This window comes from Variovorax sp. 3319, from assembly GCF_031456585.1.
GTDB classification, from domain to species: domain Bacteria; phylum Pseudomonadota; class Gammaproteobacteria; order Burkholderiales; family Burkholderiaceae_C; genus Variovorax; species Variovorax paradoxus_P.
Window position 1 is genome coordinate 371666 of sequence record NZ_JAVDUZ010000002.1, and the last position, 24094, is coordinate 395759.

Consider the following 24094-nt stretch of genomic DNA (forward strand, 5'->3'; position numbering starts at 1 on the left):
ACCACCGGTAATTGAAAAACGCAGCCGATCTTCGCCAGGACTTTGTGCGCAACGTGCAGCTGCGCCACTTGCGTTGCCTTGTCGCCGTGGCGCAAGAACGCCATCTGGCGCGTGCCGCCGAGCGGCTTTCGCTGAGCCAGCCGGCTGTTTCCAAGACGCTTTCAGAGCTTGAATCCATCGTAGGCACGCGCCTGGTCGAGCGGAGCAAGGCCGGCCGGCGCGGCGTTCAGGGGCTCGCGCCCGCCGGCGAGCAGTTGCTGGCCCATGCGCTGCGCGTGCTCGAGGCGCTCGACGCCAGCGCCCAAGCCGTGGCGCCCGCCTCGGGTGAGCGCGTCGAGCGGCTGCGCATCGGCGCGCTGCCGAGCGTGGCGCCGGCCTTGCTGCCTGTGGCGCTCGCGCGCTTTCGCGACCGCTGGCCCGCAGTGCAGGTGGTGGTGAAGAGTGCAGCCAACCCGGTGCTGCTCGACGAGCTGCGCGCCGGCGAACTCGACCTGGTGGTCGGCCGCATGAGCGATCCGCGCCTGATGGGCGGGCTCAGCTTCGAGCTGCTCTACACCGAGCCGCTGGTGTTTGCCGTGCGCGCCGGCCACCCCCTTTCGGCGCGGCCCACCCGGGCCGTGTCGGTTCAGGCAGTGCTCGGCTACCCGCTGGTGGTGTACGGCGAGGGCACGATTCCCCGCCACAACACCGAAAGCTTCTTGTCTGCGCGTGGCCTCGCGCTGCCTGCCAATGCCTTGCAGACGCTCGACGTTGCCGTGGCGCGCGGCCTGCTGGCTGTTTCCGATGCGGTGTGGATCACCCCCCTGGGCGCCGCGCGCGGTGAGCTGGCCGACGAGCGCCTGGTCAGGCTGCGTATCGAAACCGCCGGCACCGACGAGCCCGTGGGCCTGCTGCTGCGCAGCGAGGCCGAGCCTTCCGCCCTGCGAGGTGCCATGGCCGCCCTGCTGCGCGAGGGCGCGAAGCAGCAGGGGGCGTTGCCTTCCCGAAGGGCCGGCTAGTCCTTGGTGGCGCGGCGCTGCACGCAGGCCACGTAGCCGTCGCCATCGGGCGGGCGGCCGGCGCGCTGGCTCTCCCACATCATCTGCCCGAGGCATTCCATGGCCTCGTGATGCGCGTCGAGCAATGAGCCGCGGCGCGCGGCCAGCAACTCGACCGCCTGGCGGATGCCGCGCGGCTGGTCGATCGAGCATTGCTCGCTGATCGAAAGATGCATCGACAGGTGCAGGAACGGGTTCTCCCGGCCGTTCGAGCCGTCGTACACGCGCGCCACTGCTGCATCGGCGTCGGCCAGGTCCTCGTGGTATTCGGGGTGCGCGTCGATCCATCCCGCGGCAATCGTCTCGAGGGCTTCCATCGGCAAGCCTTGCCGGTGCTTTGCGTACACGTCGCAGAAGAAGCGGCGCACGTCTTCCTGGGAGGGATTGAACATATCTGTATGAGGGAGCCGAAAAGGGGGAAGAAAAATGCCGGGTGAATCCGCGAGTGGAGGGCTCGGAACACGCCTGATGTTCCGGTAGCACGACGTTACATCGTTACGTAACGAACGGCGAAAAGAGGCTGGCGAGCGCGATTTCCTGAGTGGTCCGATGGCGGAGAAATAAAAAAATCCCGTTATAGATCAATGACTTACTGCGAGCGAGGTGCCCCGTCGAACAACTGTTAACGATTTGGCACGCCTGTTGCCCCTGTACATGCATCTTTTGTCACAGAGGCCCACCATGAACGCAACCCAAGCATCGACCAATTCGACCGAAGGACTCGCCGCAAGTGGCGTGGCTCCCGTGGTCATCGCCCAAGCCAACAGCATGCCGCTCGGCGCTCCCGCCGCAGCCAGCTCGATGGCGCCCACCGCAACCGCGGCGCCTGCCGGCATCGGCACATTGTCCAATGCTACGCCGGGCGTCGCAGTGATGCGCGACGGTGTCCGCATTCCGGTGGAGGGCAACCAGACGTTGATGGCGGGCGACCGTGTGATCGTTCCCGAAGGCGGCCAGGCCAACGTGCTGTTCCCCGGCTCGGCCAGCAACAAGGCGCCGCTGGCCGGCGTCTTCACCGGCGGCACCGATGCCACGATCGGCTCGACCAAGCTGCCCGGCGGCCTCGAGCAAGTAAACGTGGACGTCGCCTCGGGCGACCTGCAGGTGACCCCTCCCGACAGCGATGCCGATGCGGCCGCGCTCGCCGTCACGAAGAAGGTCGCCGCAGGCGGCGGCCTCGGCCTGGGTGAATTCGCACTCGGCGCTTTGGGAGCCGCCGGCCTGGGCGCCGCACTCGGCGGTGGTGGTGGCGGCGACGGCGGAACGATTCCGTTCCTCGTCGGCAGCGGCGACACGGATGCCGATGCGGATGCCGACGCGGACGCGGATGCAGATGCGGACGGTGATGCCGATGCTGATGCTGATGCCGACGCTGATGCAGACGCTGATGCAGACGCTGATGCAGACGCTGATGCAGATGCAGATGCAGATGCAGATGCCGATGCCGATGCAGATGCCGATGCAGATGCCGATGCCGATGCCGATGCAGATGCAGATGCAGACGCTGATGCAGATGCCGACGCAGACGCAGACGCAGACGCTGATGCAGACGCCGATGCAGACGCAGACGCAGACGCCGATGCCGATGCCGATGCCGATGCCGATGCAGATGCCGATGCCGATGCCGATGCAGATGCAGATGCAGATGCAGATGCAGATGCAGATGCAGATGCAGATGCAGATGCAGATGCAGATGCCGACGCCGATGCAGATGCAGACGCAGACGCAGACGGCGACGCACTCCTGAACCCGGGCGACAACCTCCTCAGCGGCGTGGTCGGCTCGACGGACGACAACCTCGGCCTGGGCGATTCACTCGACCCCGTCACTGGCGTCCTCGACGGGACGACCGACCTGGTGGACGACATCGTTGCGCCGGTGCTCGGCTCCGAATTCACACGGGACGACCCGAACCAGTTCGACCCCGTGGACAACGTGGCCGAGACAGTGCTCGACAGCGTCAATGGCGCGATCAGCCCGGCGCTCGACGGCCTGCTTGGTGAAGGCGCCACCGATTCGCTGGTCGGCCAGGTCGACCATGTGACCGACGCGCTGCAAAACGGCCTGGACAACCTTGTGGGCGACAACGGCATCCTGATCGGCGCGACCACCGCGCTCGGCCTGGACGGCGTCATCGACGACCTCGTGGGCGACGGCGGTGTGGTCGAGAACGTCGTCGACGGGCTGCTTGGCGACAACAGCCTCGTGGCTGGCCTGGTGAGCGAAGAAGGCCTCGTGGGCGGCTTGCTGGCGGAAGACAGCGCCGTGGGCGCACTGCTTGCTGAAGACGGCGTTGTCGGCGGCCTGCTCGGCGGCGCAACGAGCGGCGATGGCCTGGTCGGCGGGCTCCTGGGCGACGATGGCCTCCTGGGTGGCCTGCTTGGCGGCCCCCTGGGTGAGGAAGGCCTTGTCGGCGGCCTGCTCGGAGACGATGGCGCACTCGGCGGGCTGGTCGGCGGCGACGGCCTTGTGGGCGGCCTGCTTGGAGGCGATGGCGCACTCGCCGGCGTGCTGGGCAGCGAAGGCCTCACAGGCGGGCTGTTGGGCCAGGACGGCTTGGTGGACAACCTGCTCGGCGACGGCGGCGTCGTGGGCGGCCTGCTGGCAGACAGCCCCGTGAGTGGCTTGCTCGGCGGCGAAGACGCCCTGCTGGGCGGTGCGCTCGATGGAGTGCTGGGCGACCAAGGCCTTCTGGGAGGCGTACTCGGCGACAACGGCCTGGGCGGTGGCCTGCTGGGTGAAGGTGGCCTGTTGAGCAACGAAGGTCCGGTCGGCAGCCTGCTGGGTGGCGACCTCCTCGGTGGCGATCTGCTTGGCGGTGACCTGCTGGGCGGCGTGCTCGGTGAGGACGGCATCGTCGGCGGCCTGGTCGGCGGCGATCTGCTTGGCGGTGACCTGCTGGGCGGCGTGCTCGGCGAGGACGGCATCGTCGGTGGCCTGGTCGGCGGCGATCTGCTCGGCGGTGACCTGCTGGGTGGCGTGCTCGGTGAGGACGGCATCGTCGGTGGCCTGGTCGGCGGCGATCTGCTCGGCGGTGACCTGCTGGGCGGCGTGCTCGGTGAGGACGGCATCGTCGGCGGCCTGGTCGGCGGCGATCTGCTTGGCGGTGACCTTCTGGGCGGTGTTCTCGGCGAAGACGGCATCGTTGGCGGCTTGGTCGGCGGTGACCTTCTCGGCGGCGACCTGCTGGGCGGTGTTCTCGGCGAAGACGGCGTCGTCGGCGGTTTGCTCGGCGGCGACCTGCTCGGTGGAGACCTCCTGGGTGGCGACCTCCTCAGCGGTGTTGTCGGCGACGACGGCCTGGTCGGAAGCCTGCTGGGCAACAGCGGCCTGCTTGGCGGCGTGCTGGGCGACAGCGGCCCGGTCGCGAACATTCTTGACCCGGTGCTCGACACGGCAGGCTCGGTCGGCGAGGTGCTGCAACCGGTGATTGCCGCCGTCTCCGAGGTGGCCGAACCCGTCACCGACATCCTGGCCGGTGCGGCCCCGACGCTTGAGCCGGTTGTCGAAACAGTCGCCAGCGTGGTCGACACCGTCGAGCACGCCGCTCCGATCGTGACGGACGTCGTAACCCCGATCACCAGCCTGGTCGACCAGGCGGCCGGCACCGGCAGCGTTCTGACTCCGGTCACGAACATCCTGCACGGCCTGCTGGGCTGAGGAACAAGGGCAGCAGCAGGAGAAGAAGAAAAACAACAGCGCAGGGGCGGGCCTCGCGGCCCGCCCCCCGCACAAAGGACCCAACATGAAAAACACTTTCCGGATACTTGCCGTCGTCGCACTGGGGGCAAGCCTTGCCGCCTGCGGAACAGGGCCCAAGGGCGGACGCGAAGACGCGACCTACTACTACTCGAACAAGGCCACACCGGTCGCGAAGGTGGAGCCGCCTCCGCCCGCGCCGCCGGTGCAGGAGAGCCCCGCCGCGGCAAGGATCGTGTATTTCGATTTCGACAGATACGACATCAAGGCGCAGTACCGCAGCGTTGTGGAGGCGCATGCGAACTTCCTGCGGAGCCGGCCTGGCAGCAAGGTGACCATCGAAGGCCACACCGACTTGCGCGGCGGCCGCGAATACAACCTGGCCCTGGGCCAGCGCCGGGCCGAATCCGTGCAACGCGCGCTCACGCAACTCGGCGTGCCGGCCGAGCGCATCGAGGCCGTCAGCTGGGGCCTCGAAAAGCCGGCGTCGACCGAGGCCACCGAGGAGGGTCACCAACTCAATCGCCGAGCCGAATTCAGCTACCGCTGAAATCCGGATAACGCGATGCCTTCGAGGGGAGTTTCCGGTCCGCTGCGTCAAAAAAGCAAGAGCACATGACAGGCGCGATCGGTCTCCCGTATTCGATCGAGGCCGAATGATGTCCTTCTCCGATCAGCTCCATGCCTGCCACGAGCGCCTGGTGCCGGTGTGCGCGGCATTGCCGGCGCCGTACCCGGCATTCACGCTTTTCTTCTCGGTGAGCGACGGATCGCAGCGCGCGCACGTGGTTCACACGCGTGCGGCCGAATTCGAGGACGCATGGCACGAAGGCGCCAAAGCCATGGCCCGCTGGGTGCGCGAAAACGGCATCGTGTCGCCGTGGCTGCGCATCGACTGGGTAGAAGGCGCAAGCCCGATCGACTGGTCGCAGTTCAAGGCCCAGCTGGCTGCCGTCAAGCGCAACTACTTTCGCCTTGGCCTGGCGTTCGACAAGGACTTCAGCACGGCATTCACCGAGCAGGAGCTCAACGCCAATGCCATGCTCCATGCCGATTCGAACATTGCGCATGCGGTGGTGAACGCGCGCAACTTCGAGATCTATGGCCAGGCGCGCTTCGCACGCACGCTTACGCTCGAACTCCCGGCGGACCAGCCGGTCTACCTGCTGGCCACTGCGGGTGTGTTCTGCCAACCCGACTGCGTGGTGCACAAGCTCGTGGGCACGGGGCTCGATGCGGGGCGGCGCCAGGCGCCCGCGCTCAACCCGCAGTCGGCGCTCGACCTCGTGCGCAGCGGCACGTCCTATCTCGCGCGCCAGGTTCAGGGCGACGGGCGGTTTGTCTACGGCTACTTTCCGTGTTTCGACCGCCGCATTCCGGCCAGCGACGCCACTCGCCACGCGAGCGTGCTCCACGCGATGCTCGAGGCGTGGGAGCTCACGGGTGGCGACCAGCTGTGCGCCGCCATCGACCGTGCCCTCGGGTATCTGGCGAACTGGCTCATACGCGGCTACACCCTCCCGGACGGCAGCCAGGCCGCGTTCCTGGTCGATGCGGATGAAGAGATCAAGCTGAGCGGCAATGCGGCCTGCGTGCTCGCACTGGTGAGGTACTGCGAGGCCACCGACACGCGCCAATGGCTGCCATTGCTCGAGAAGCTGGCGCAGGGCATCGTCTCGATGCAAGACGTTGTCACGGGTCGCTTCAACCACGTGCTGCATGCAGGCAACCTGCAAGTCAAGCAGGCCTCTCGCGCCATTTACTACGACGGCGAAGCGGCCCTGGGGCTCCTGCGCCTGTATGGCCTGACGCGCGATGCGCGATGGCTCGCAGCGGTGGAAAAAGCCTTCGATCATTTCATTGCAAGCCAGCACTGGCAGTCGCACGACCACAGCTTGAGCTGCTGCGTCAACGAGCTCACGCGCTGGAGCCCGCAAGAAAAGTACTTTCGCTTCGGCCTGCAGAACGTGGCCGGCTACCTGGACTTCGTGCTCGACCGCAAGACCACGTATCCGACGCTGCTCGCGCTCATGCTTGCCGCGCAGCAGATGCTCCAGCGGCTCGAGGGCATGCCCGCCATGCGGCACCTGCTCGAAGAGCTCGAAACCGAAAAGTTTCATCGCGCACTCGAGTACCGCGCGCACTACCTGCTCAACGGTTTTTTCTGGCCAGAAATGGCGATGTACTTCCGGCGGCCTGCCGCCGTTGCCGGGTCGTTCTTCATACGGCACCACGCGTTCCGCGTGCGCGTGGACGACGTGGCGCAGTACGTGTCGGGCTTTGTCGCCTACCACCGCTACCTGCTCGAGCGCCGTGCCGTGCCCGGCGCCGCCAGCGGTAGCGCAAAGGACGACGGCGCCGCATGGACCGCCAGCGAAATGGCGCGCGTAACCGGCGGCGAATGGGTCGTGCGCCCGGAAGAGGGCTGGCGTGCCGCCGGCGTGACGCAGCGCTCTTTCTTGCGCAAGGGCCGCGTGGTGTTCGAGCACCAGCCGCGCACTTCGAAGACGCAGTTGGCCGCGGTGGCCCTCAAGGGCGTGTTGCAGCCCGCGGCCGCCGTGCTGTGTACCGATCCCGCGCCGCACCTCGACAAGCGCGTGCCCGTGCTCCAGGTGCCCAACGTGCTGCAGGCCGTGCTGGAGCTGGGGGCTCACGCGCGCAACGAGTTCGTCGGCCGCGTCTGCGGCGTGCTGGGCAGCGGCATCGGCAGCAACACCGTGGCCGCCATGCTGGCCGATGCGTTGGCCGTCTGGGGCGAAGTGGCCCGGCCCGAAGGCAATGTGAGCCTGCCTTCAGGCATTGCATGGAACCTCACTTGCATGCCGCGGCATGCCGCGTATTGGGTGCTTGAGATGGCGTCGCCGCACATGCTCGCCTCGGCGCAACTGGTGCGTCCGATGCTGGCGATCGTCACGGGCCTGTCGGCGGCATCGCAGAAAGCACGTGGTCCCTCGGAAGCTGCCGCGCGCCTGGACAGCCGCATCTTCCAGGGCATGGCGCCGGGCGACAGCGCCGTGCTGAACCGCGACATTCCCGAATTCGCAACCTTCGCCGAAGCCGCGATGGCGCAGCAGCTGCAGATAGTGACCTACGGCGAGCACAAGGATGCCGACGTGCGGCTGCTCGCGTTCGGCCAGGGCGAGGTTCAGGCGCTTGTCTACGGAGAACCGTTCCAGCTGCGGCTCAACGCGCCGGGCCGCCACATGGGCGCGAGCGCCGTGGCCGTACTCGCGGCGCTGCAGGCCATGCGCCTGAAGCTCGCCGCGGCCGTGGAGCCCTTTGCCCGCTTCGAGCCGCCGGGCGGGCGCGGCGCGCTGCACACCATCCACATCGGCGGCGGCAGCTTCAAGCTGATCGACGAAACCTACGACGCAAACCCAAGCTCGATGCGCGCCGCGCTCGAGCTGCTGTCGCAGGCCCCCTGCGAACCGGCCCGGCGCGTCGCAATCCTCGGCGACATGCAGGAGCTGGGCCCCGCCGCGCAGCGGCATCACCTCGACCTGGAGCCCGAACTGCTCGCATCGCAGCCCGACCGCGTGCTGCTGTGCGGGCCTCTCATGCGGGCGCTGCATGCACGCATACGCACCAAGGTCCGGTCGCATTGGTTCGTCGATGTGTCCGACCTGTCGACCGCACTCGGAGGCCTGCTGCAGCCGGGCGACTGGGTGCTGGCCAAGAGTTCCGCAGGCGTTGGCCTGTCCCGGCTCGCCCGGGTTTTGAAAGCATTGCCATGAAATTCAGCGCGTACCAGCCCTTGCACTATCAACCGGCAGAGGCGGCAACTGCGCGCCGCTGGTGGCTCGGCTGGCTGCAACTGCTTGGCGCCTGGCTTCTTTGCATGTTGCTGTGCGCCAATGTCGCACTGGTGCTGACCAAGGGCCTGCCTGACGATGAAGCCCGTCCCGCTGCCAGAAAAGCCACAGGTTGCGTGCATGCGGAGCGCGGTAACAAAGATGTCGCCACGCCCGACGATCCGGCTGTGAAGGAATACACAGGAACGCCGCGCTGCCTCGGCATACAAGGGTAGATATTGCTTGTAACAGAAGGGTAACAGTTGATAATCGTTGAGGCGTCACTGCCCGACGGATCGGCCATTCCCATGATCAAGTTTCTCTTGCCCAGTCAGTTGGTTGCCGATGTACCCAAAGAGCCGGGTGCCAGCCCGTATGCGGGCGCCCTGAACGCGGCCTTTCGCGACGCTTATCCCTTGGTCAAGAGCGCTGCGTGGCGCTCGCTGCCCATCAGCCTATTCGGTCTGCTGCCGTCGATCTTCCTGCTCCAGGTGTACGACCGCGTGCTGTCGCGCAGCGGCATCTCCACGCTCGCCGCGCTGGTGTGCGGCATTCTGTTTTTCCTGTGCATCGAGTTCTGGATGCGCTCGCGGCGTTCGCGCCTGCTGCGCAATGCGGGCGCCATCATCGACCACGGCGTGTCTGGCGCGTTGCTGAACTCGATGCTGAACCGCCCGCTGCGCGCGCTCGAGGCACGGCCGGCCTCGGTATGGCACCAGTTCTTTCGCGACGTGGCTTCCGTGCGCGGCACGGTCACCGGCGGCCTGGCGCAATCGATCTTCGATCTGCCAATGGCGATCTTCGCGCTGGTGGTGATCGGCATCGTTGCATTGCCGGTGTTGCCGGTGGTGGCCTTGTTTCTTGGCGTGATGGCGTTTCTGGCGTGGTGGTGGGCCGACGAGGTGCGCAGCGGCCGGGTCGAGGAAGTGCAACGTGGCCGCGGCCTCGACCGCATGACCTCGGAGATCTGCAATGCGCGCGAAACGCTCAAGACGCAGTCGAACGACGGTCCCACCATCGAAATGTGGCGCCAGACCTACAACGCCTGGCTGAGCGAAAGCTTCAGCAAGAACGGCCAGATCGAATCCGCTCGCGACGGCACCACGGTGCTGCTGACGGTCTTCTCGGTCATCGTGGTGACGGTGGGCGCTATTTCCGTCATGGAGCAGTGGATGACGGTGGGCGGCCTGGTCGCCTCGAACATGCTGGCCCTCAAGGCATTGCAGCCGGTGGCCGGCCTTGTCTCGAGCTGGCGTTCGCTGGCCGCCGCCAAAGAGGCCGCAAAGCGGCTCGAGAAAGTGCTTGCCGAGCCGGTCGAAAAGCCGCCGAGCGGCATGACGCTGCCGCAGCCGCTGGGCCGTGTCACGCTCAAGGACGTGAGCTTCAGCTTCACGGAAACCGCGCAGAAGCCGGTGCTCGAAAACGTCGATCTCGACATCGGGCCGGGCGGCCTGCATGTGATCGTCGGGCGCAACGGCGCCGGCAAGTCGACGCTGGTCAAGCTGCTTTCGGGCCTGTACACGCCCACGCGCGGCATCATCAGCATTGGCGAATACGACCTGTCGCAGTTCGGCCGCGAAGAGCTTTCCCGATGGATCAGCTATCTCTCGCAAGAGGTGTACTGGTTTGGCGGCCCGCTGATCGACACCATGCGCCGCACGGCCCCGGGGCAGAGCGACGAGCAGGTGGTGGCGGCCTGCAAGCTCTCGGGCGCGCACGACTTCATCTCGAAGCTGCCCGATGGTTACCGCACCGTGGTGGGCGAAGGCGGCACCGGTTTTTCGGTCGGCGAGCGCCGCAAGCTGGCGCTGGCCATGAGCTTCTTGCGCAAGCCCTCGGTGCTGGTGCTCGACGAGCCCAGCAACGACCTTGACTTTCAGAGCGAACGAACCTTGCTTGCCACGCTGCTCGCCGTGGCCAAGGTGCGCACCGTGGTGGTCGTCACGCATTCGCTGCGCATCGTCTCGGCCGCCACGGTGGTCTATCACGTCACGGGGCAGGGCAATGTCGAGCAGGGAACGGCTGCAGTGATGGTGCCGAAGCTCTTTGGTGTCAAGAAGGCGCTGGTGGCGTTGGGCGATCCGGCTGCGGCAGACGCGGAGGCCGATGCGCATCCGCATTCGCAGGGCGCAGCTGCAGCCGCGAACCGTTCGATGGCCTGAGCCGGGCAACGGAAGAGAAGAGCAATTGCAATTGGGAGCCGCGACTTGAAATCAGATCTGCCGCAGATACTGCAGGACGAAGAGCACAAGCGCGCGGCTCGCGCCTCGCCCGAGGGGCGTCGCCGCCAGTGGGTCATCGGCAGCGTTGTGGCCGTGCTCGCTGTCGTCGGCCTGGGCTTTCCCATGGAAACAGTGGTGGTGGCACCCGGGCGCGTGATTCCGTCGGACCGCGTCAAGTCCATCCAGCATCTGGAAGGCGGCATCGTCAGCAACGTGCTGGTGAAAGAAGGCGACCGCGTGAAGCAGGGGCAGTCGCTTGTCGAGATCGACCTTGGCGGCAGCGGCCTCAATTTTGAAGAGCTCACTGCGCGCTATGCGGCCACGCAAGCCACGCGCATCCGGCTCATTGCAGAGAGCCGCGGCAAGCCGCTCAAGCGCGACAGCTTTGCGGCGGACATCGACGAGAGCGTGCTCGACGGCGAAACCGGTGCCTATGAGGCACGCGCGCTCGAGCAGCGCGGGGTGATGGCCGGCGCGGTGTCGGGGCTCGAGCAGGCGCGCAGCAAAGAGCTCGAGCAGCAGGCCAAGGTAAAGGGGCTGAACGACCGGCTGGCACTGATGCAGAAAGAGCTTGAAATCTCGGAGCAGCTGCTGTCCGAAAAACTGGTGGGCCAGGTCGAGGTGCTCGAAAAGCGCAGGCTGGTCGAAGGTGTGCGAAGCGAACTCGCGGTGGCACGCCAGGGCGCCATATCGGCCAGCGCCGCCATCGCCGAGGCACAGGCCAAGATGGCCGAGGCGGAAGGGCGCTTTCGGCGGCGCGCCTCCGACGAGCTGGCCACGGTGGAACGCCAATTCGCAAGCCTGAGCGAAGACCTTGCGCGCGCGCGCACGCAGCGCTCCCGCACGATCGTCAAGGCGCCCGCGGACGGCATCGTCAAGGGGCTGCGCAGCGCCAGCCCGGGTTGGGTCATCAAGCCCGGCGAAGCCATCATGGAAGTGGTGCCCGACAAGGACGAGGTCATGATCGAGGCGCGCCTGAATCCCAACGACCGCGGCTTTGTCGAAGTGGGGCAGGCGGCGCGCGTGAAGATCACCGCCTACGACTACCTGCGCTACGGTGCAATCGATGGCAAGGTCACGCTGGTGGCCGCCGATGCCGACCGCGATCCGGCCGTTGCCAATGCGGCGCCCTACTACCGCATCCTGGTCGGCACCGGGCAGGCCTATGTCGGGCACCAGGACAACCGCGTCACCGCGGGCATGGAGTCCGAGGTCGACCTGAAGGTGGGAACCGATCCGTTCATCTGGTACATCCTTCGTCCGGTGCTCAAGCTGCGGCGCGAAGCCTTCCGCGAACCATGAGGGCGCGCAAATCGGCAGGCCGGCGCCGCATGGGCCGCAGCGTTCTCCTTGCAGCACTGTGCGCCGGTTTTGCACTGCCTCCAGGCGCGGCAATCGCACAGGAGGAGGCGGCGCAGCTCGTTCCGGCGCGGCGCCTTTCCACTCCGTCGATCGGTGCCGCAAGCTATGCCCAGCGCGTAAAGCAGGCGCTTGTCGCGCTCTCGCAGGAATACCCTGAAGTGCAGTCCGCGCAGGCGGCAGCCAACACCAGCAGCTTCGGCGTCGATGCAGCCAAGAAGGCGCGCTTTCCGCGCTTCAAGATGGGCACCGCGTCCGGCAACTACAACAGCGGCGCGGCCAACGCCAAGACCGAGAACTACACCGTACTCACAGCTGAAGCGCGCGTGAGCCTGATCGACGGCGGCGCCATGAACGCCGCGGTGCGCGCGGCCGAGGCCGGCAACCAGGCCGACGACGAAGCGGTGGTGACCACGTCGCAAAAAGTGGTGCTCGATGCGTTGACCGCCTACCTGCAGGTGCAGCGCTTCGACCTGAAGAAGCAGATCGCGCGCAAGTCGACCGAGGTGGTGGCCGAGTTGTCGAAGGCCGAGGCCCGGCGTGTTGCGCTTGGCGCCGCCGGCGAGAACGACCTGAACATGGCGGCCGCGCGCCGCGCGAGCGTTGCCGCGCGCGAATCCGACTTTCAGGCGCAGCGCGACGAGGCGCTCGCCAAGTTCAACACCTACTTCAAGTTCACGCCCGCCACCGACTCGCTGCCCGTGCTCGCGGCGCCCGCGTTCTGGCGCATTGCGTCGCAGGAAGAAGCCCTGCGCCGCGCCGAAGAGCGCAGCACTGAAATTGCCGAGGCCAAGGGGCGCGTTGCGAAAGCCCAGGCGCTTGTCGACCAGCAGGAGGCCAGCATCTACCCCACGGTGGATGCGGTGCTGGTCAAGAGCAAGGACCCGCGCGGTGTGTCGCCGCAAGACCCGACGCGCGCGGCCTTCGAGCTCAACTGGAACTTCGGCAACGGCTTCGACCGGCAGCTGCGCCTGAAGTCGGCACTGGCCGAAGTGGCCAACCAGGAAGCCAAGCTCGAAGGCGTGAAGCTCAACCTGCTGGAGCTCACGTCGGCCTCATGGGCGCGCACGGTTTCCGGCCGCGAGCGCGAGCGCCAGTTGATGGAAGCCGTGAGCACTTCAGGCCAGGCCTTTCGCGGCCGGCGCCGCCTGATGGAGTTCGGCCGCGAGACCCTGCCCGCCGTGCTCGACGCGCAACTGGACTACTACAACCTGCTGTTCGACTATGTCGATGCCGTGTTCGACCTGCGCATTTCCGAACTGCGGCTGGCGCGCACCACCGGAGAATTGCGCATCGACCCTGACGCAAGCAACGCATGGATCGATCGCATCTTTGGCCCACCCAGCCGGCCCGCCCTGAGCGACGACGGCCTGCTGACGGCGCTGTGCATCTCGAGCAACGCAAGCTGCGCGAGCGAACCGGTGGTCGACCGCGGCGCCGCGGCGGTTGCATCGAATCCGCCGCTGCGCCGGTCCACACGCCTGGCAGAGCGCTGAGCAGGCGAAGGGCTCAGGCGTCTTCGGGAATGCCCGGCTCTCCGTCGAGAATCTGGTACTTGCGCATCTTTTCCCATAGCACCTTGCGGCTGATGCCCAGGTGCTGCGCGGTGTCCTGGCGCTTCCAGTCGTTGATCTCCAGCGCCGCAATGATGCGGTTGCGCTCGCTGCCGTTCCATCCCTTGCGCTCGCCGTTGCCGTCGGGCGCCATGCCGCTGGCGCCTGCGCCGTACCCGTTTCTTTCGGCCGGGTTTGCAGAAGGCGTCGGCGTGCCGCGCGTGAGTGCAATGGCGCGCTGAATGAGGTTCTGGTCCCATGAATGCAGCTGCCGCGCAATCACCCCAACGCGCTCGGCCAGGTTGCGCAACTGCCGCACGTTGCCAGGAAAGTACGTTTCGGCAACCGCATCGCTCAGCCAGTGCGGTGTTTCACCCAAGGCCTCGAGTTCATCGCCCAGCACATTGCCGAGCAGCGCCTTGAAGATGGCGATCTTGTCGATTTCGCCGCGCTCCTCGAGGCTGGGCACATGCAGCTCGATCACCGCAAGCCGGTAGAACAGGTCTGCGCGAAACTCTCCGTTTGCCACCATTTCGCGCAGGTTGCGGTTGGTGGCGGCCACCAGCCGAAAGTCGACCCGGACAGGCGCGGTGGCACCGAGGCGCGTGACTGCGTTGTCTTCCAGCACGCGCAGCAGCTTGACCTGCTGGTACTTCGGCAGATCGCCAATCTCGTCGAGAAACAGCGTGCCGCCCGTGGCCTGCTCGAAATAGCCGCGATGCGCATGCACGGCGCCGGTGAACGAGCCCTTGGTATGTCCGAAGAAAAGCGATTCGAACAGGCCGTCGGGAATTGCGCCGCAGTTCACCGCCACGAAAGCGCCTTTGCTGTAGTGCTGGTGCCCCAGGTGCAGTTGCTGTGCAATGCGCTCCTTGCCCACACCGGTCTCGCCGCGCACCAGCACGCTGTGGTTGCAATCGGCGAATGCCCCCACTTCGGCCAGCAGCGACTTCATCGCGTCCGAATGTGCCACCAGCACGTCGGGGGCCTGCGGAGCGATGTCGCGTGCGCGCAGCTGCCGCACCAGCTTTGCCACCATGGTGCGCAGCTCTGCGCAGGTGAAGTCGTACGGCAGAACGTGAAGGTATTCGGGCGGATAGGTGCGCGAGTCGCGCTCGCGCGACCCCGCTGCCACCCAGATTACCGGCATGCCCTGCAGCAGTTCGGTCGCGTGGGCCAGGCCGCCGCCGTCTATCACCGTCACGCTGATGATTGCCACCGAAGGCCGAAGCGCCGTGCCGCGCTCCTGCTGCGGCGGCGGCATGCCGTCGGCGCGGATCACCTCCACGTCGAAGCTCGCCATGCACCGGGCGATGCGGTCGAGGATGTCGGCCTTGCCTTCCCAGACAAAGAGGTCGAGTTCGTCGAAGTTGGGAGCGCTCATGGGAACAATAGCTTGAGTGTTAGTACACCAACTCCGCGCCCGCCTTGCATGAAAGACGGGCGCCGACTTCGGCATCGGCAAGATCAATGCCCAGGTTGTTCAGCAACGACCCCAGGAGCGAATTGACGACCGAGGAGATGAGAGGCGCGATGAGGGTCTTGAGCAACGAAAAAACCGCGGTGGCGGCTGCATCCGTCGTGCTCAATATGGCGCCGAGCAAGCCTGTCGATGCATTTGGACCATACAGATTGAGTTGAAGGCCGTTGACGACGCCGGTCAGCAGGCCGGCTACGTTGTTCGTGGCAGAGGTCGAGAGATACGTTTGTGCGGGCGCCGCGGTGTCGTCCAGTTCTTTCAGGAGCCCGGGCGCGGAGGAATGGAAAAGCAATGAATCGGTGCTGCCGCCAAGGGGGCCGGAGTTGACCGCGAGGCCGATGCCCCCGCCACCAAAAGCCGTGCGCTGCGCCGTCGCCTTCTGAGTGGTCCATGTGCCGTTCGGTTGCAAATACTCTTGCACACTGCCAACGCACACTCCGAGGACCACAACGGTGCAGGTTTTTCTTGTCTGGATCGTGCCGATGTCGATCAGCGGAATGGGTTCCACGGTGGGCGGAGGGGACGACGATGAAAAAACCTTGGACTTTGCATCTGCCGCGCTGGTGCCCATTTTTCCGATGCGCAACGTCGCAATACTGGTTGTCGCGTTTGCCCAGAGCTTCCTGTCGGCGTTGTTGGTGCAGTCGTAGTCCGTCACGTAGGCTGCCGCCGAGGCAACGTCGATGCTGATGTCGATTCGAATGGGCAACGGCAATGCCTTGACATCCGCGATTTCGGTTTTGGCGGGGGTGTGGCAATTGACCGCAATGACCGCGCAGCTCCCTGGCGGGGTCAGGTCGATGATGGAACCAAGGATCGAGACCAGGGCAGAGGTCAGCGAAGTCAGTGCGTTCAACAGGCCGCTGATCAACGTTGTCAGCAGCTGCCCGGCTGCACCGATGTTTGTTGAAACGAGTGCTCGAACCTGTGCGGTTCGAACATAGATCTTGTTCGGCCCAAGCGGATCGATTTTTGCCAGCTCAGGGTTGCCGACGGCAGAAAACTGCGGCGGCTCTATCACCTTGATGCTGGCGGTGACCCCGGCAAGATTCACATCCGCAGCAACGCCGTTCTTGCCGTTGGCCGCCTGGACCACGCCCTGCAGCAACTGAAAAAGCTGGACGCTGGTGTCCAGCCCCGCGGCATCGGTGCCGGATTGCACGCCGAGCAGATCACCCAGCTTCAGCAACGGCTGGGCCGCAGCGGCATTGGCTGCAACCCTCAGCAGGGTGAGCGCATCCACAGCCGCCTGGGCCGTGCTTCCGCTGCGCTGCAGCGCATTGATCATGGCCTGCAGCAGCGTGCCGACCGAAACATTGGTGGCCAGAACCTCGTCGTACTTGCCGGCGCCAATGCCCAACTGCAGCGCCAGCTCGTCGAGAAAGCCCAGCAGCTTGAGGTCGGTGTTGATCAATCCGTTCCAACCCACCGCGTCGAGGTTGAGGCTGCCGCCGAGCAGCCCGCCGAACACCGAGTTGAGGATGGGCGACTGCGTGCTGTCCACGCTCAGAAGCGTGCTGCGAATGCTCAATGCCGCCAGCGGGTGCTTCAGGGCCGCGATGGCATCGACACCGATGGCCCGGGGTGCGTTGCCGGGAATGCCTGCAAGCACCAGCGCCGGCGTCCTGTTGATGGTGACTCGCACTGCGTTCAGTTTCTGGCCGCTCTCCGGCGGGCCAAAGTGAGGCGCGCTTGGCCTGGACAAGGGGTCCCAATGGCCGCACGCCACACTGTCTGCCGCAATGGCCGCCAGGCCGGGCGGGAGGTTGAGCGCCGCATTGGCAATTGCAGCCGCTGTTGCGGTTGTGCAGCTCTCCGCTTCAAGCGCCTGCGCACCGGCAAGCGCGGCAAGGTCGGCCGTCTTCTGGAGTTCGCGCTTTACGAAGAACATGTAGCCGAGTTCGACGCCGACGAGCACGATGACAAGCAGGCTCAACGCAATGGCCGACGTAATGACCACCGACCCGCCTTGCCGCCGTGCTGTGCTTCGTTTGAATGCGTGCATCGTTCGCATCGGTCTACGAAGGGGCTCTGGCGGTGGTGGCCTTGCCGAGCAGGCGCTCGGGCATCCAGCTTGCGGTAAGCGGAACCGGCGGCAGCAGCGGATTGGCCCGGTAGGGGTAAGTGACCTTCACCGCGATCGTCCCAGGCGAAACAGTCACTTCAGGAGGAATGTCCGCCATCTTTGCGCGAAGCCATGTCTCTTTTGTCGACGGTACATTGCCTGCTGCAGCAGGGGTGATCATCGAGAGTGCGAGCGACCGGTAGATGGCTGTTCGAACATTGGCCTGCAGGTCGGCGGCCGGCGTGTCGCTTCGAAAGGTTTGCGCGGCTCTTGCGCCGTCTTCCGCTGCGCGTGAGACCACTTGCTGCACATAGAGAACGCCGCAGAAGGTGACGAGCCCGTAGATGCCGAGAAACAGAACGCTGAACACGAGCGCGAACTCGATCGCGGCAACGCCGTGCTGTTGGCGGGAAGCGGCCTTTTCGAGCCGTGGGCGGCCGGGCCTCACAACGACCTTCCGTCGAGCAGCATGCTGGCCTTGCCCGCGATGCGCTCAGGCAGGGCAAAGGCGGGAAAGACCGGAAACAGCTGGTCGATTCCGGTGACGGTCTGTCACCATCATCTGGCAGCGGGTGTTCCATTCGGGGCCGCATGGCGGCGTCGCTTGCGAGCAGGTGTCTTCTGTTGCCGTACAGATTGCCGCGACGATATTGCGGTTGGTTTTGAGCCCGGCGGGCAGCCAGTCGGTGCGCTGGACCGCAACGGTGCTTGCTTCCGTTCTGCGGCTGTTCAGCGTGGCCTGGTACCGCAGGCCCGCACGCGCACCGTCTTCCGCCGCGTTCTGCAAGCTCATGCGCATGGCCAGCAAGAAGCCGTAGCAGATTACCGCGTAGAGCAGCGCAAAGACGATGAGGAACACGAACGCAAACTCGATCGCGTACACGCCGCGTTGGGCGTGCCCGGGTTTGGCGTGCGTGCGTATTTGCGTCATGGTTCCTGGTGCGCGGCGAAGATGGCGCGGGGTCAGCGGTCGCCTGAAGAGGAACCGCCGCCGCTCTTCGACTTGGCTACCGTCGAGCCCAGGTGCTCGGGAATCGGATGCTCGAAACTCTTGATGTAGCGCTCATAGCTTCGCCCGGCAACGCTTCCGGCGATGGGCCGCGGCGTGCGCGAGGCGATTTCTCCGCCGCGTTGCCAGGCGAGCAGGTTCAGGGTTGCATCGCCCATGAGCAGCGGCGGCGGTTCGTACTCTTCGGCCTCGGCCTCTTGTACGTCTGCCTGTTTTGCCTCGGCTTTTTGTGTCTCTGTCTTCTGCGCTTCGAGCGGCTGAGGTGCCGCCTGGGCCACGGCAGCTGTTCCCATGCAGCAGAGTGCGGCAATCAAGGCAAGACGTAGCGGCAGCAGGGCAGTCCGCTCAGCGAGCTTGTGGTTCATGGTGTACCTCGTGCGGTCGAGTTCAGGTAAAGCGGTGCTTCAGGCGCGGAGGCCGAAGGATTCGTCTGGCTTGCGGTTCTTACGCCGCCCGCGCCCGCCCATCGAGACGGCTTGAGTGCAAGGGGCACCACCACCGCTTCTCCGCGGGCCTCGGGGGCCACGCCGGCCGAAGGTGCGGGCAACCCGCCCGATGCGCGCATCTGCAGTGCCGCTTCGCGCACCGCCTGGCGTGTCGGTTGGGGCATGCGGTTGGCGTCCATCAGGGCAGCTGCCTGGTCGCGCTGGTTGGTCACTTCCAGGTAGAGCGCAAGATTGGCGAGCGCCTGCGCACTGTCGGGGCGCAACTGCAGGGCCTGCATCAGCGGCAGCCGCGCCTCTTCGGCCTGGCCGGCGCGAAGGTAGGCATAGCCAAGGTCGCTCAGCAGCAACGCATCGGTCGGCGTGCGGCGCTGTGCTTGCGCGAGCAGCTGCACTGCTTCGGCGTAGTTGCCGCGAGCGCCTGCCAGGAGGCCCAGGCCGCGATAGCCCGAACTTGCGAGCGGCGTGCCCAGCAGGCGCTTGTAGGTGGCTTCCGCGGGCGCGGCCTGTCCGGTCTGGCGCAGCGCTTCGGCGCGCGTGCGGGTCGATTCGGGCGACACGCCCCAGCGCTGCTCGAGCGCGTCGATGTGCGCGAGCGATGCAAACCACAGGTCTTCTTTCTGCATCTGCTCGACCAGCTTGAGATACGTGGCCTGCGTGTCCACGTTCGCGCCCGCCCTGGTGTCCGCTGCGGCTTCGGCGGCCATGCGCTGCTGTGCATCGGCGCTGGCGGCGTATTGGTCCTTGGTGCCGGCGCAGCCGGCCACCGCGATGGCCGCTGCCGCTGCGCAGGCGATTGCCAGCAACCGGCAGGCAGGGCGCGGGCTTGCGCAAAAATCGAGTGGCTTCATTTGGCGGCGGCTCCCAGTGAACGGAAGATTGCAAGAAAGGCCGGACCTGCCGTAACGATGACCAGCGCCGGCAGCAGCGTGGTCACCATCACCGCGGTCATCTTCACCGTGATCTTTCCGATGCGTTCCTTCATTTCGGAACGCCGGTGTTCGCGCAGCCGGTCGCTGAAGATGCGCAGCGGCTCCTGCACGGCACCGCCGTGCTTGTCGACCTGCACCAGCAAGGAGACAAGCCCGCGAAGGTTTTCGTTCTTGTGCAGGGTTGCAAGGCGTTGCAGCGAATGCTCGCGGCTGCGGCCGCGGCTGTACTGGTTGTTGGCCAGCGTCAGCTCGTAGCCGAGCACGCGCAGCACGTGCGAGAAGTCACTGGCCATGATCTGCAGGCTCTGGTCCAGGCTCAGCCCCACGCCTTGCAAAAGGCGGAGCAGGTCGATGAACAGCGGCAGCTCCTGGTTCACCCGCTCGCGGCGTGTGGCGGCAAAGCGGCCGAGCACCCATTTGGGTGCCATGAATCCGATGACGAATGCAGCCGCCAGCACGATGGTGACGGTGCGCTGCGGCCGCCCCGCGCTCCACAGCACATACACAAGAAACGGAAGAAGGAACGTGAAGACGATGCGGGTCACCAGAAAAACCAGCTGGGCACGCTTCGACGAAAAGCCGCATTGATCGATGAGGTTGCGGTCTTCCTTGGCCACGAGCGCGCGGCCCAGGCGCGAATCGAGCCAGTGGAAAGGCAGGTCGAGGTCCTGTTTTGTCGAGCCGTTGAGCAAGTCGGTCGCATCGGCGGAAGCCATGGACCCTTGCGGCGCCGTGGTGACCTGCTGGATGGCACGGCCGATGACCTTGCCGCTGCGTGTGCGCCGCAGTTCGGCCGCAATCAGTGCACCGGCGCCGGCCATGAGGCCCAAGGCCAGCAAAGCGAGGCTGACAATTGCCAGCTGGGTAGAGGTGGCGTTCATGTGAGTTTCGCCAGCCGGTAGAGGAGCGCTGCGCCGAACAGCTGGAAGCCCGCTGCGGAAAGCACCATGATGCGCCCGGTTCCGTCGTTCCACATTCCCATGAAGTACCCGGGATTGGTGAAGATGAAGAAGACGCCCACGCTCACTGGCAGCAGCCCCAGGATCCACGCTGAAAGCCGGGTTTCGGACGAAAGCGCGAGCAGCTCATGCTCGGCTTGCTCGCGATCGCGCATGAAATTGCCCACGCGCTCCAGCAGCAGGTCGGAGCGCCCGCCGTAGCGCACGCCCAGGCCAAGAATGGAAGCCAGCAGGAACATTTCTTCTATGCGCACATTGCTGGCTGTCTGGTGCAGGGCGCGATCCAGGTCCATGCCCGCGCGCACCAGCGATGCCGAGCGCTCCAGCTGGCCGCGCAGCGGAGCCTCGGTGGTGGCAATTGCAAGCTGGAAAGCCGCCTGCGTGGAGTTGCCGATGGTGATCAGCCGCACCATCGCGTCGATGTATGCGGGCAGCTGGCTCACGATCTTGCGGCGAAACTTTTGCAGCCGGAGCCAGACCGCGAATGCTGCGAGCAGTATCAGCAGCGCAAGCGCGCTCGCACCCGGCAGCCATCCGCCGAACACGCCGGCGAGTGCGGCCATTGCCACGATGGCAAGCAAGCCCAGCGCGGCGGTGCGTGGGGCAATCACGCCTGCGAGCCGGTCGGGCAGGGCCTTTTCAAGCAGCCCCGCGGGTGGCGCGGCCGGGCCGCCCGCATCGGCGTTGAGCCACGGGTCCGAGGTCACGCCCGTCATGAGGCCGTCGTTGGCCGGGTCCCGCACCGGCATTGGCACCGGTGTGCCTTCGGCTGTGCTTACCTGGATCTGGTGTTTCAGGTGCCGGCCGGCCAGCTGCCGTGCCTGGCGGCCCTTGGCCCATTGCCACAGCAGCAGCCCTGCGGCTGCCAGCAGCAACGCGACGCACGCCACTGCAAGCAGGATTTCACGCACGGTTGTTGTCCCCCTGTTGCGCCGCGCGCGTCAGCGACTGGCGAAAGCGCGTGATCTTGGGCGAATGCGGTGCAATGCCCAGCGACACCCAGCGGTCGCGCTCCTCGCCATCGGGCGAGGTGATGGGTTCGTAGCGGTAGAGCTCCTGCATGGCGACCACGTTGTCGTTGACGCCGGTGACTTCGCTCAGTGAAAGGATGCGGCGCTGCCCGTTCGAAAGGCGGCCGATCTGCACGATGAAATCGATGGCATTGGCAATCTGCCGGCGCAGGCTCACTTCGCTTCCCTGGTAGCCCGCAAAGCCCGCGAGCATTTCAAGGCGGTACAGGCATTCGCGCGGAGAACTGGCGTGAATGGTGCCCATCGAGCCTTCGTGGCCCGTGTTCATTGCCTGCATCATCTCGATCACTTCGGCGCCGCGCACCTCGCCCACGATGATTCGGTCGGGCCGCATGCGCAGGCTGTTGCGCAGCAGGTCGCGGATGGACACCACGCCGGTGCCGTCGAATCCGCCCGGCCGGCTTTCGAGCCGCACCACGTGGCTGGTGCCGAGCGAAAGCTCCGCCGTGTCTTCGATGGTGATGACGCGCTCGCGCGGCGGAATGAAGGTGGCCAGCGCGTTGAGCAGCGAGGTCTTGCCCGAGCTGGTGCCGCCGCTCACAAGAATGTTGCAGCGCGCGCGAACCGCAATCTCGAGCAGCTGCGCCATGCCCGCGTCGAAGGTGCCGAGCTTGACCATGTCGGCCGGCGTGAGCGGCTCCTTGCGGAACTTGCGAATGGAAACCGAGAGCCCGTCGATCGCCAGCGGCTCGATGATCACGTTGATGCGGCCGCCATCGGGCAGGCGCGCGTCGACCATCGGGTTCGATTCGTCCAGCCGCCGGCCGAGCGGCGCTAGGATGCGGCGCACGATGCGCATCACGTGCTCCGCATCGGCAAAGCGCACCGTCTCGCGCTCGAGCATGCCGTGGCGCGAGACGTACACGTTCTGGTAGCCGTTGATCAGGATGTCTTCGACGGCCGGATCGTTGAGCAGGTCTTCCAGCGGCCCGAAACCCGCAAGCTCCTTGGTCAGCGCGTCGGAGATGAGCTGCATCTCGCGGTCGTTGATGGGCACGCGGCGCAGCCGCACGAAGCTGTCGACCTCGAGTTCGACAAACTGCTGGATGGAGGCGCGCGACCAGCGGCCGAACTCCGCGCCGAGTTCTTCGATGCGGCTCAGCAGGTGGTCATGCGTCCAACTCTTGATGTCCTGGAACTGCTGGGAGTTGATGAACGCCTGGTCGTCGTCGGCAAATTCGAGATCGTTGGACATGGGGCGTTTCAACCTTCACTAGAGCTTTTCCAGAAGCCGGCAAGCCGCGGCACCCGCGGCATGCGCGCCGCCCAGCGGGATTCCTTGGCCGGCGGCTGGCCGGTGCAGGAAATGAGTTCCTGGTGCAGGCCGCGCGCCAGCTCGGCCACGGCTTGCGAATAGGCGTCGCCACGCGCCGTGCGCACCAGCATTTCTCCGCGGCTTGCCGCCGCCAGCAGTTGCGCGCTGCGCGCGGGCACTACGTGGTGCAGCGGCAGTTCGAGCCGGTCGGCGATGTCCTTGGCCGAAAGGTCCACGTGGCTGTCGAACTTGTTGACCACGAGTGCCAGCCGCTCGGTTTCGACGCCGCGCGTGCGCAGCTCCTTGAGCATGGTTGCCGTCGAAACGATGGCGCCGATGCTCTGGTCGCACACGACCCAGCTGCGCGGTGCCGCCTTCACGGTCTGGGCGACGAAGTCGAGGGTCGAAAACCCCCCGAGATCGGCAATCTGGAAATCGAAGAAGTCGCCGAGCCGCTTGATCAACGCCACTGAATCGGCGTGCGATATTTCGCGCACTTGCGCAAGGCTTGCGGGCAGCGGAAGCACCGCGACGCCGCTTGCGTGATGGGCCAGCGCGGTGTGCAGCAGCGTCTGGTCGAGACGGCGCAGGTTGCGTACACCGTCTACAAAGCTGAAGCCGCTTTGCGTGTCGAGATACAGGAGCCCGTCGCGCGCCGGAAGCCCGAGGTCGAGCAGCGCAACGCCGCCGCGCGTGTTGCGCGCACCGGCGGGAAGCGTCGCCGCTTGGCAGAGCTGATCTTTCAGCACCAGCGACAGGCTGGCTGCGAGCGTGGTCACGCCGATGCCCGCGCGCGCGCCGAGCAGGGCAAGCGTTCGTCCGCGCGTGCGGCCCGGCAGGCTGCTCTGGCGATCGAGCAGCTTGCGCAGCGTGCTGATCGCATCCGCCGGCGGTGCGCCCATGTCGACGAAGTCGTCCACGCCGGCGCGCAGCGCGGCAAGCATCGAGGCAGGCTCGGCCGATACGCCGGTGGCCAGCACCGGCAGCGTCGGCCATTCGCGCTTGAGGCGCTGGTGCAGCTCGCTTGCCGCCGCGGCATGGCCGCCTGAAAAATCGAGAAAGACTGCCGCCGGGCCGAGCATGGCCATGCGCTCGTCCAGCGACTTGGCCTCGGCAGGAAGGTTCACGACCGTACCCAGCCCTGCGAGCGCGTCGGTCAGCCAGGTGATGTGGCTGCTGTTCGGCGATGCGAAGAGGTAGGTCTCCGCACCGGGGTCGGGAAGACTGTCGCGTGGAGCGTTCATGGCGTCTGCCACCGG

At 66.1% G+C, this 24094-nt stretch carries 19 protein-coding genes; 8 read left to right on the forward strand and 11 right to left on the reverse strand.

Translation table 11 applies throughout. The features are described from left to right. Positions 1-11: 11 nt before the first annotated feature. Complete coding sequence (locus J2X67_RS06075; RefSeq protein WP_309951398.1) at positions 12-998, forward strand: LysR substrate-binding domain-containing protein; 987 nt, start codon at positions 12-14, stop codon at positions 996-998. Here J2X67_RS06075 and J2X67_RS06080 read toward each other — a convergent pair. After that, positions 995-1429 (reverse strand): DUF1841 family protein, encoded by a 435-nt coding sequence (locus tag J2X67_RS06080; protein WP_018906845.1) that lies wholly within the window; start codon positions 1427-1429, stop codon positions 995-997. The two genes, J2X67_RS06075 and J2X67_RS06080, sit on opposite strands and share 4 nt — an antisense overlap. 289 nt (positions 1430-1718) lie before the next feature. Here J2X67_RS06080 and J2X67_RS06085 point away from each other — a divergent pair, with 289 nt between their 5' ends. The 7 genes from J2X67_RS06085 to J2X67_RS06115 all read left to right on the forward strand — a co-directional run bounded on the left by J2X67_RS06085 (position 1719) and on the right by J2X67_RS06115 (position 13604). Beyond that, on the forward strand, positions 1719-4697 hold the full coding sequence (locus J2X67_RS06085; RefSeq protein WP_309951400.1) for a hypothetical protein: 2979 nt from the start codon (positions 1719-1721) through the stop codon (positions 4695-4697). An 85-nt stretch (positions 4698-4782) separates the two neighbouring features. Then, positions 4783-5286, forward strand: coding sequence for a peptidoglycan-associated lipoprotein Pal (gene pal / locus J2X67_RS06090; protein ID WP_309951402.1), 504 nt, complete (start codon positions 4783-4785; stop codon positions 5284-5286). Between the two features lie 106 nt (positions 5287-5392). Then, positions 5393-8470: a glutamate ligase domain-containing protein gene (locus J2X67_RS06095; RefSeq protein ID WP_409050467.1), complete on the forward strand. Its 3078-nt coding sequence runs from the start codon at positions 5393-5395 to the stop codon at positions 8468-8470. Beyond that, positions 8467-8763: a hypothetical protein gene (locus tag J2X67_RS06100; RefSeq protein WP_309951406.1), complete on the forward strand. Its 297-nt coding sequence runs from the start codon at positions 8467-8469 to the stop codon at positions 8761-8763. Before J2X67_RS06095 ends, J2X67_RS06100 begins: the two co-directional genes overlap by 4 nt. 72 nt (positions 8764-8835) lie before the next feature. Beyond that, the gene (locus J2X67_RS06105; RefSeq protein ID WP_309951408.1) at positions 8836-10689 is read left to right on the forward strand and encodes an ATP-binding cassette domain-containing protein; all 1854 of its coding nucleotides are present in this window, start codon (positions 8836-8838) and stop codon (positions 10687-10689) included. A 45-nt stretch (positions 10690-10734) separates the two neighbouring features. Continuing rightward, positions 10735-12051 (forward strand): HlyD family type I secretion periplasmic adaptor subunit, encoded by a 1317-nt coding sequence (locus J2X67_RS06110; RefSeq protein ID WP_309951410.1) that lies wholly within the window; start codon positions 10735-10737, stop codon positions 12049-12051. Continuing rightward, the gene (locus J2X67_RS06115) at positions 12048-13604 is read left to right on the forward strand and encodes a TolC family protein (protein WP_309951412.1); all 1557 of its coding nucleotides are present in this window, start codon (positions 12048-12050) and stop codon (positions 13602-13604) included. Before J2X67_RS06110 ends, J2X67_RS06115 begins: the two co-directional genes overlap by 4 nt. Before the next feature lie 13 nt (positions 13605-13617). Here J2X67_RS06115 and J2X67_RS06120 read toward each other — a convergent pair whose 3' ends face one another. From J2X67_RS06120 to J2X67_RS06165, 10 genes are all read right to left on the reverse strand, one after another. Next, positions 13618-15045 carry a sigma 54-interacting transcriptional regulator gene (locus J2X67_RS06120; RefSeq protein ID WP_309951413.1) on the reverse strand — a complete coding sequence of 476 codons (1428 nt, stop codon included), beginning with the start codon at positions 15043-15045 and terminating at the stop codon, positions 13618-13620. Between the two features lie 19 nt (positions 15046-15064). Then, positions 15065-17146 (reverse strand): pilus assembly protein TadG-related protein, encoded by a 2082-nt coding sequence (locus J2X67_RS06125; RefSeq protein ID WP_309951415.1) that lies wholly within the window; start codon positions 17144-17146, stop codon positions 15065-15067. 13 nt (positions 17147-17159) lie between these two features. Next, a complete protein-coding gene (locus J2X67_RS06130) occupies positions 17160-17654 on the reverse strand; it encodes a pilus assembly protein (protein ID WP_309951418.1) in 495 nt (164 codons plus the stop codon). Positions 17655-17699: 45 nt separating this feature from the next. Then, on the reverse strand, positions 17700-18089 hold the full coding sequence (locus J2X67_RS06135) for a pilus assembly protein (RefSeq protein ID WP_309951420.1): 390 nt from the start codon (positions 18087-18089) through the stop codon (positions 17700-17702). Between the two features lie 80 nt (positions 18090-18169). Further along, positions 18170-18580 carry a DUF3613 domain-containing protein gene (locus tag J2X67_RS06140; RefSeq protein WP_309951423.1) on the reverse strand — a complete coding sequence of 137 codons (411 nt, stop codon included), beginning with the start codon at positions 18578-18580 and terminating at the stop codon, positions 18170-18172. Further along, positions 18577-19509: a hypothetical protein gene (locus J2X67_RS06145; protein ID WP_309951426.1), complete on the reverse strand. Its 933-nt coding sequence runs from the start codon at positions 19507-19509 to the stop codon at positions 18577-18579. The genes J2X67_RS06140 and J2X67_RS06145 overlap by 4 nt, the downstream gene beginning before the upstream one ends. After that, complete coding sequence (locus J2X67_RS06150; RefSeq protein ID WP_309951429.1) at positions 19506-20471, reverse strand: type II secretion system F family protein; 966 nt, start codon at positions 20469-20471, stop codon at positions 19506-19508. Before J2X67_RS06150 ends, J2X67_RS06145 begins: the two co-directional genes overlap by 4 nt. Beyond that, the gene (locus J2X67_RS06155; RefSeq protein WP_309951432.1) at positions 20468-21460 is read right to left on the reverse strand and encodes a type II secretion system F family protein; all 993 of its coding nucleotides are present in this window, start codon (positions 21458-21460) and stop codon (positions 20468-20470) included. The genes J2X67_RS06150 and J2X67_RS06155 overlap by 4 nt, the downstream gene beginning before the upstream one ends. After that, positions 21453-22775 (reverse strand): CpaF family protein, encoded by a 1323-nt coding sequence (locus J2X67_RS06160; protein ID WP_309951435.1) that lies wholly within the window; start codon positions 22773-22775, stop codon positions 21453-21455. Before J2X67_RS06160 ends, J2X67_RS06155 begins: the two co-directional genes overlap by 8 nt. Positions 22776-22783: 8 nt before the next feature. Next, on the reverse strand, positions 22784-24079 hold the full coding sequence (locus J2X67_RS06165) for a histidine kinase (RefSeq protein WP_309951437.1): 1296 nt from the start codon (positions 24077-24079) through the stop codon (positions 22784-22786). Between the last annotated feature and the right edge of the window lie 15 nt (positions 24080-24094).

Bases quoted from the DNA above. Each gene is read 5' to 3' on its own strand.
- J2X67_RS06080 (WP_018906845.1), bottom strand. From the start codon at position 1,429: ATGTTCAATCCCTCCCAGGAAGACGTGCGCCGCTTCTTCTGCGACGTG.
- J2X67_RS06085 (WP_309951400.1), top strand. From the start codon at position 1,719: ATGAACGCAACCCAAGCATCGACCAATTCGACCGAAGGACTCGCCGCA.
- pal (WP_309951402.1), top strand. From the start codon at position 4,783: ATGAAAAACACTTTCCGGATACTTGCCGTCGTCGCACTGGGGGCAAGC.
- J2X67_RS06095 (WP_409050467.1), top strand. From the start codon at position 5,393: ATGATGTCCTTCTCCGATCAGCTCCATGCCTGCCACGAGCGCCTGGTG.
- J2X67_RS06100 (WP_309951406.1), top strand. From the start codon at position 8,467: ATGAAATTCAGCGCGTACCAGCCCTTGCACTATCAACCGGCAGAGGCG.
- J2X67_RS06105 (WP_309951408.1), top strand. From the start codon at position 8,836: ATGATCAAGTTTCTCTTGCCCAGTCAGTTGGTTGCCGATGTACCCAAA.
- J2X67_RS06115 (WP_309951412.1), top strand. From the start codon at position 12,048: ATGAGGGCGCGCAAATCGGCAGGCCGGCGCCGCATGGGCCGCAGCGTT.
- J2X67_RS06120 (WP_309951413.1), bottom strand. From the start codon at position 15,045: ATGAGCGCTCCCAACTTCGACGAACTCGACCTCTTTGTCTGGGAAGGC.
- J2X67_RS06125 (WP_309951415.1), bottom strand. From the start codon at position 17,146: ATGCACGCATTCAAACGAAGCACAGCACGGCGGCAAGGCGGGTCGGTG.
- J2X67_RS06140 (WP_309951423.1), bottom strand. From the start codon at position 18,580: ATGAACCACAAGCTCGCTGAGCGGACTGCCCTGCTGCCGCTACGTCTT.
- J2X67_RS06145 (WP_309951426.1), bottom strand. From the start codon at position 19,509: ATGAAGCCACTCGATTTTTGCGCAAGCCCGCGCCCTGCCTGCCGGTTG.
- J2X67_RS06150 (WP_309951429.1), bottom strand. From the start codon at position 20,471: ATGAACGCCACCTCTACCCAGCTGGCAATTGTCAGCCTCGCTTTGCTG.
- J2X67_RS06160 (WP_309951435.1), bottom strand. From the start codon at position 22,775: ATGTCCAACGATCTCGAATTTGCCGACGACGACCAGGCGTTCATCAAC.
- J2X67_RS06165 (WP_309951437.1), bottom strand. From the start codon at position 24,079: ATGAACGCTCCACGCGACAGTCTTCCCGACCCCGGTGCGGAGACCTAC.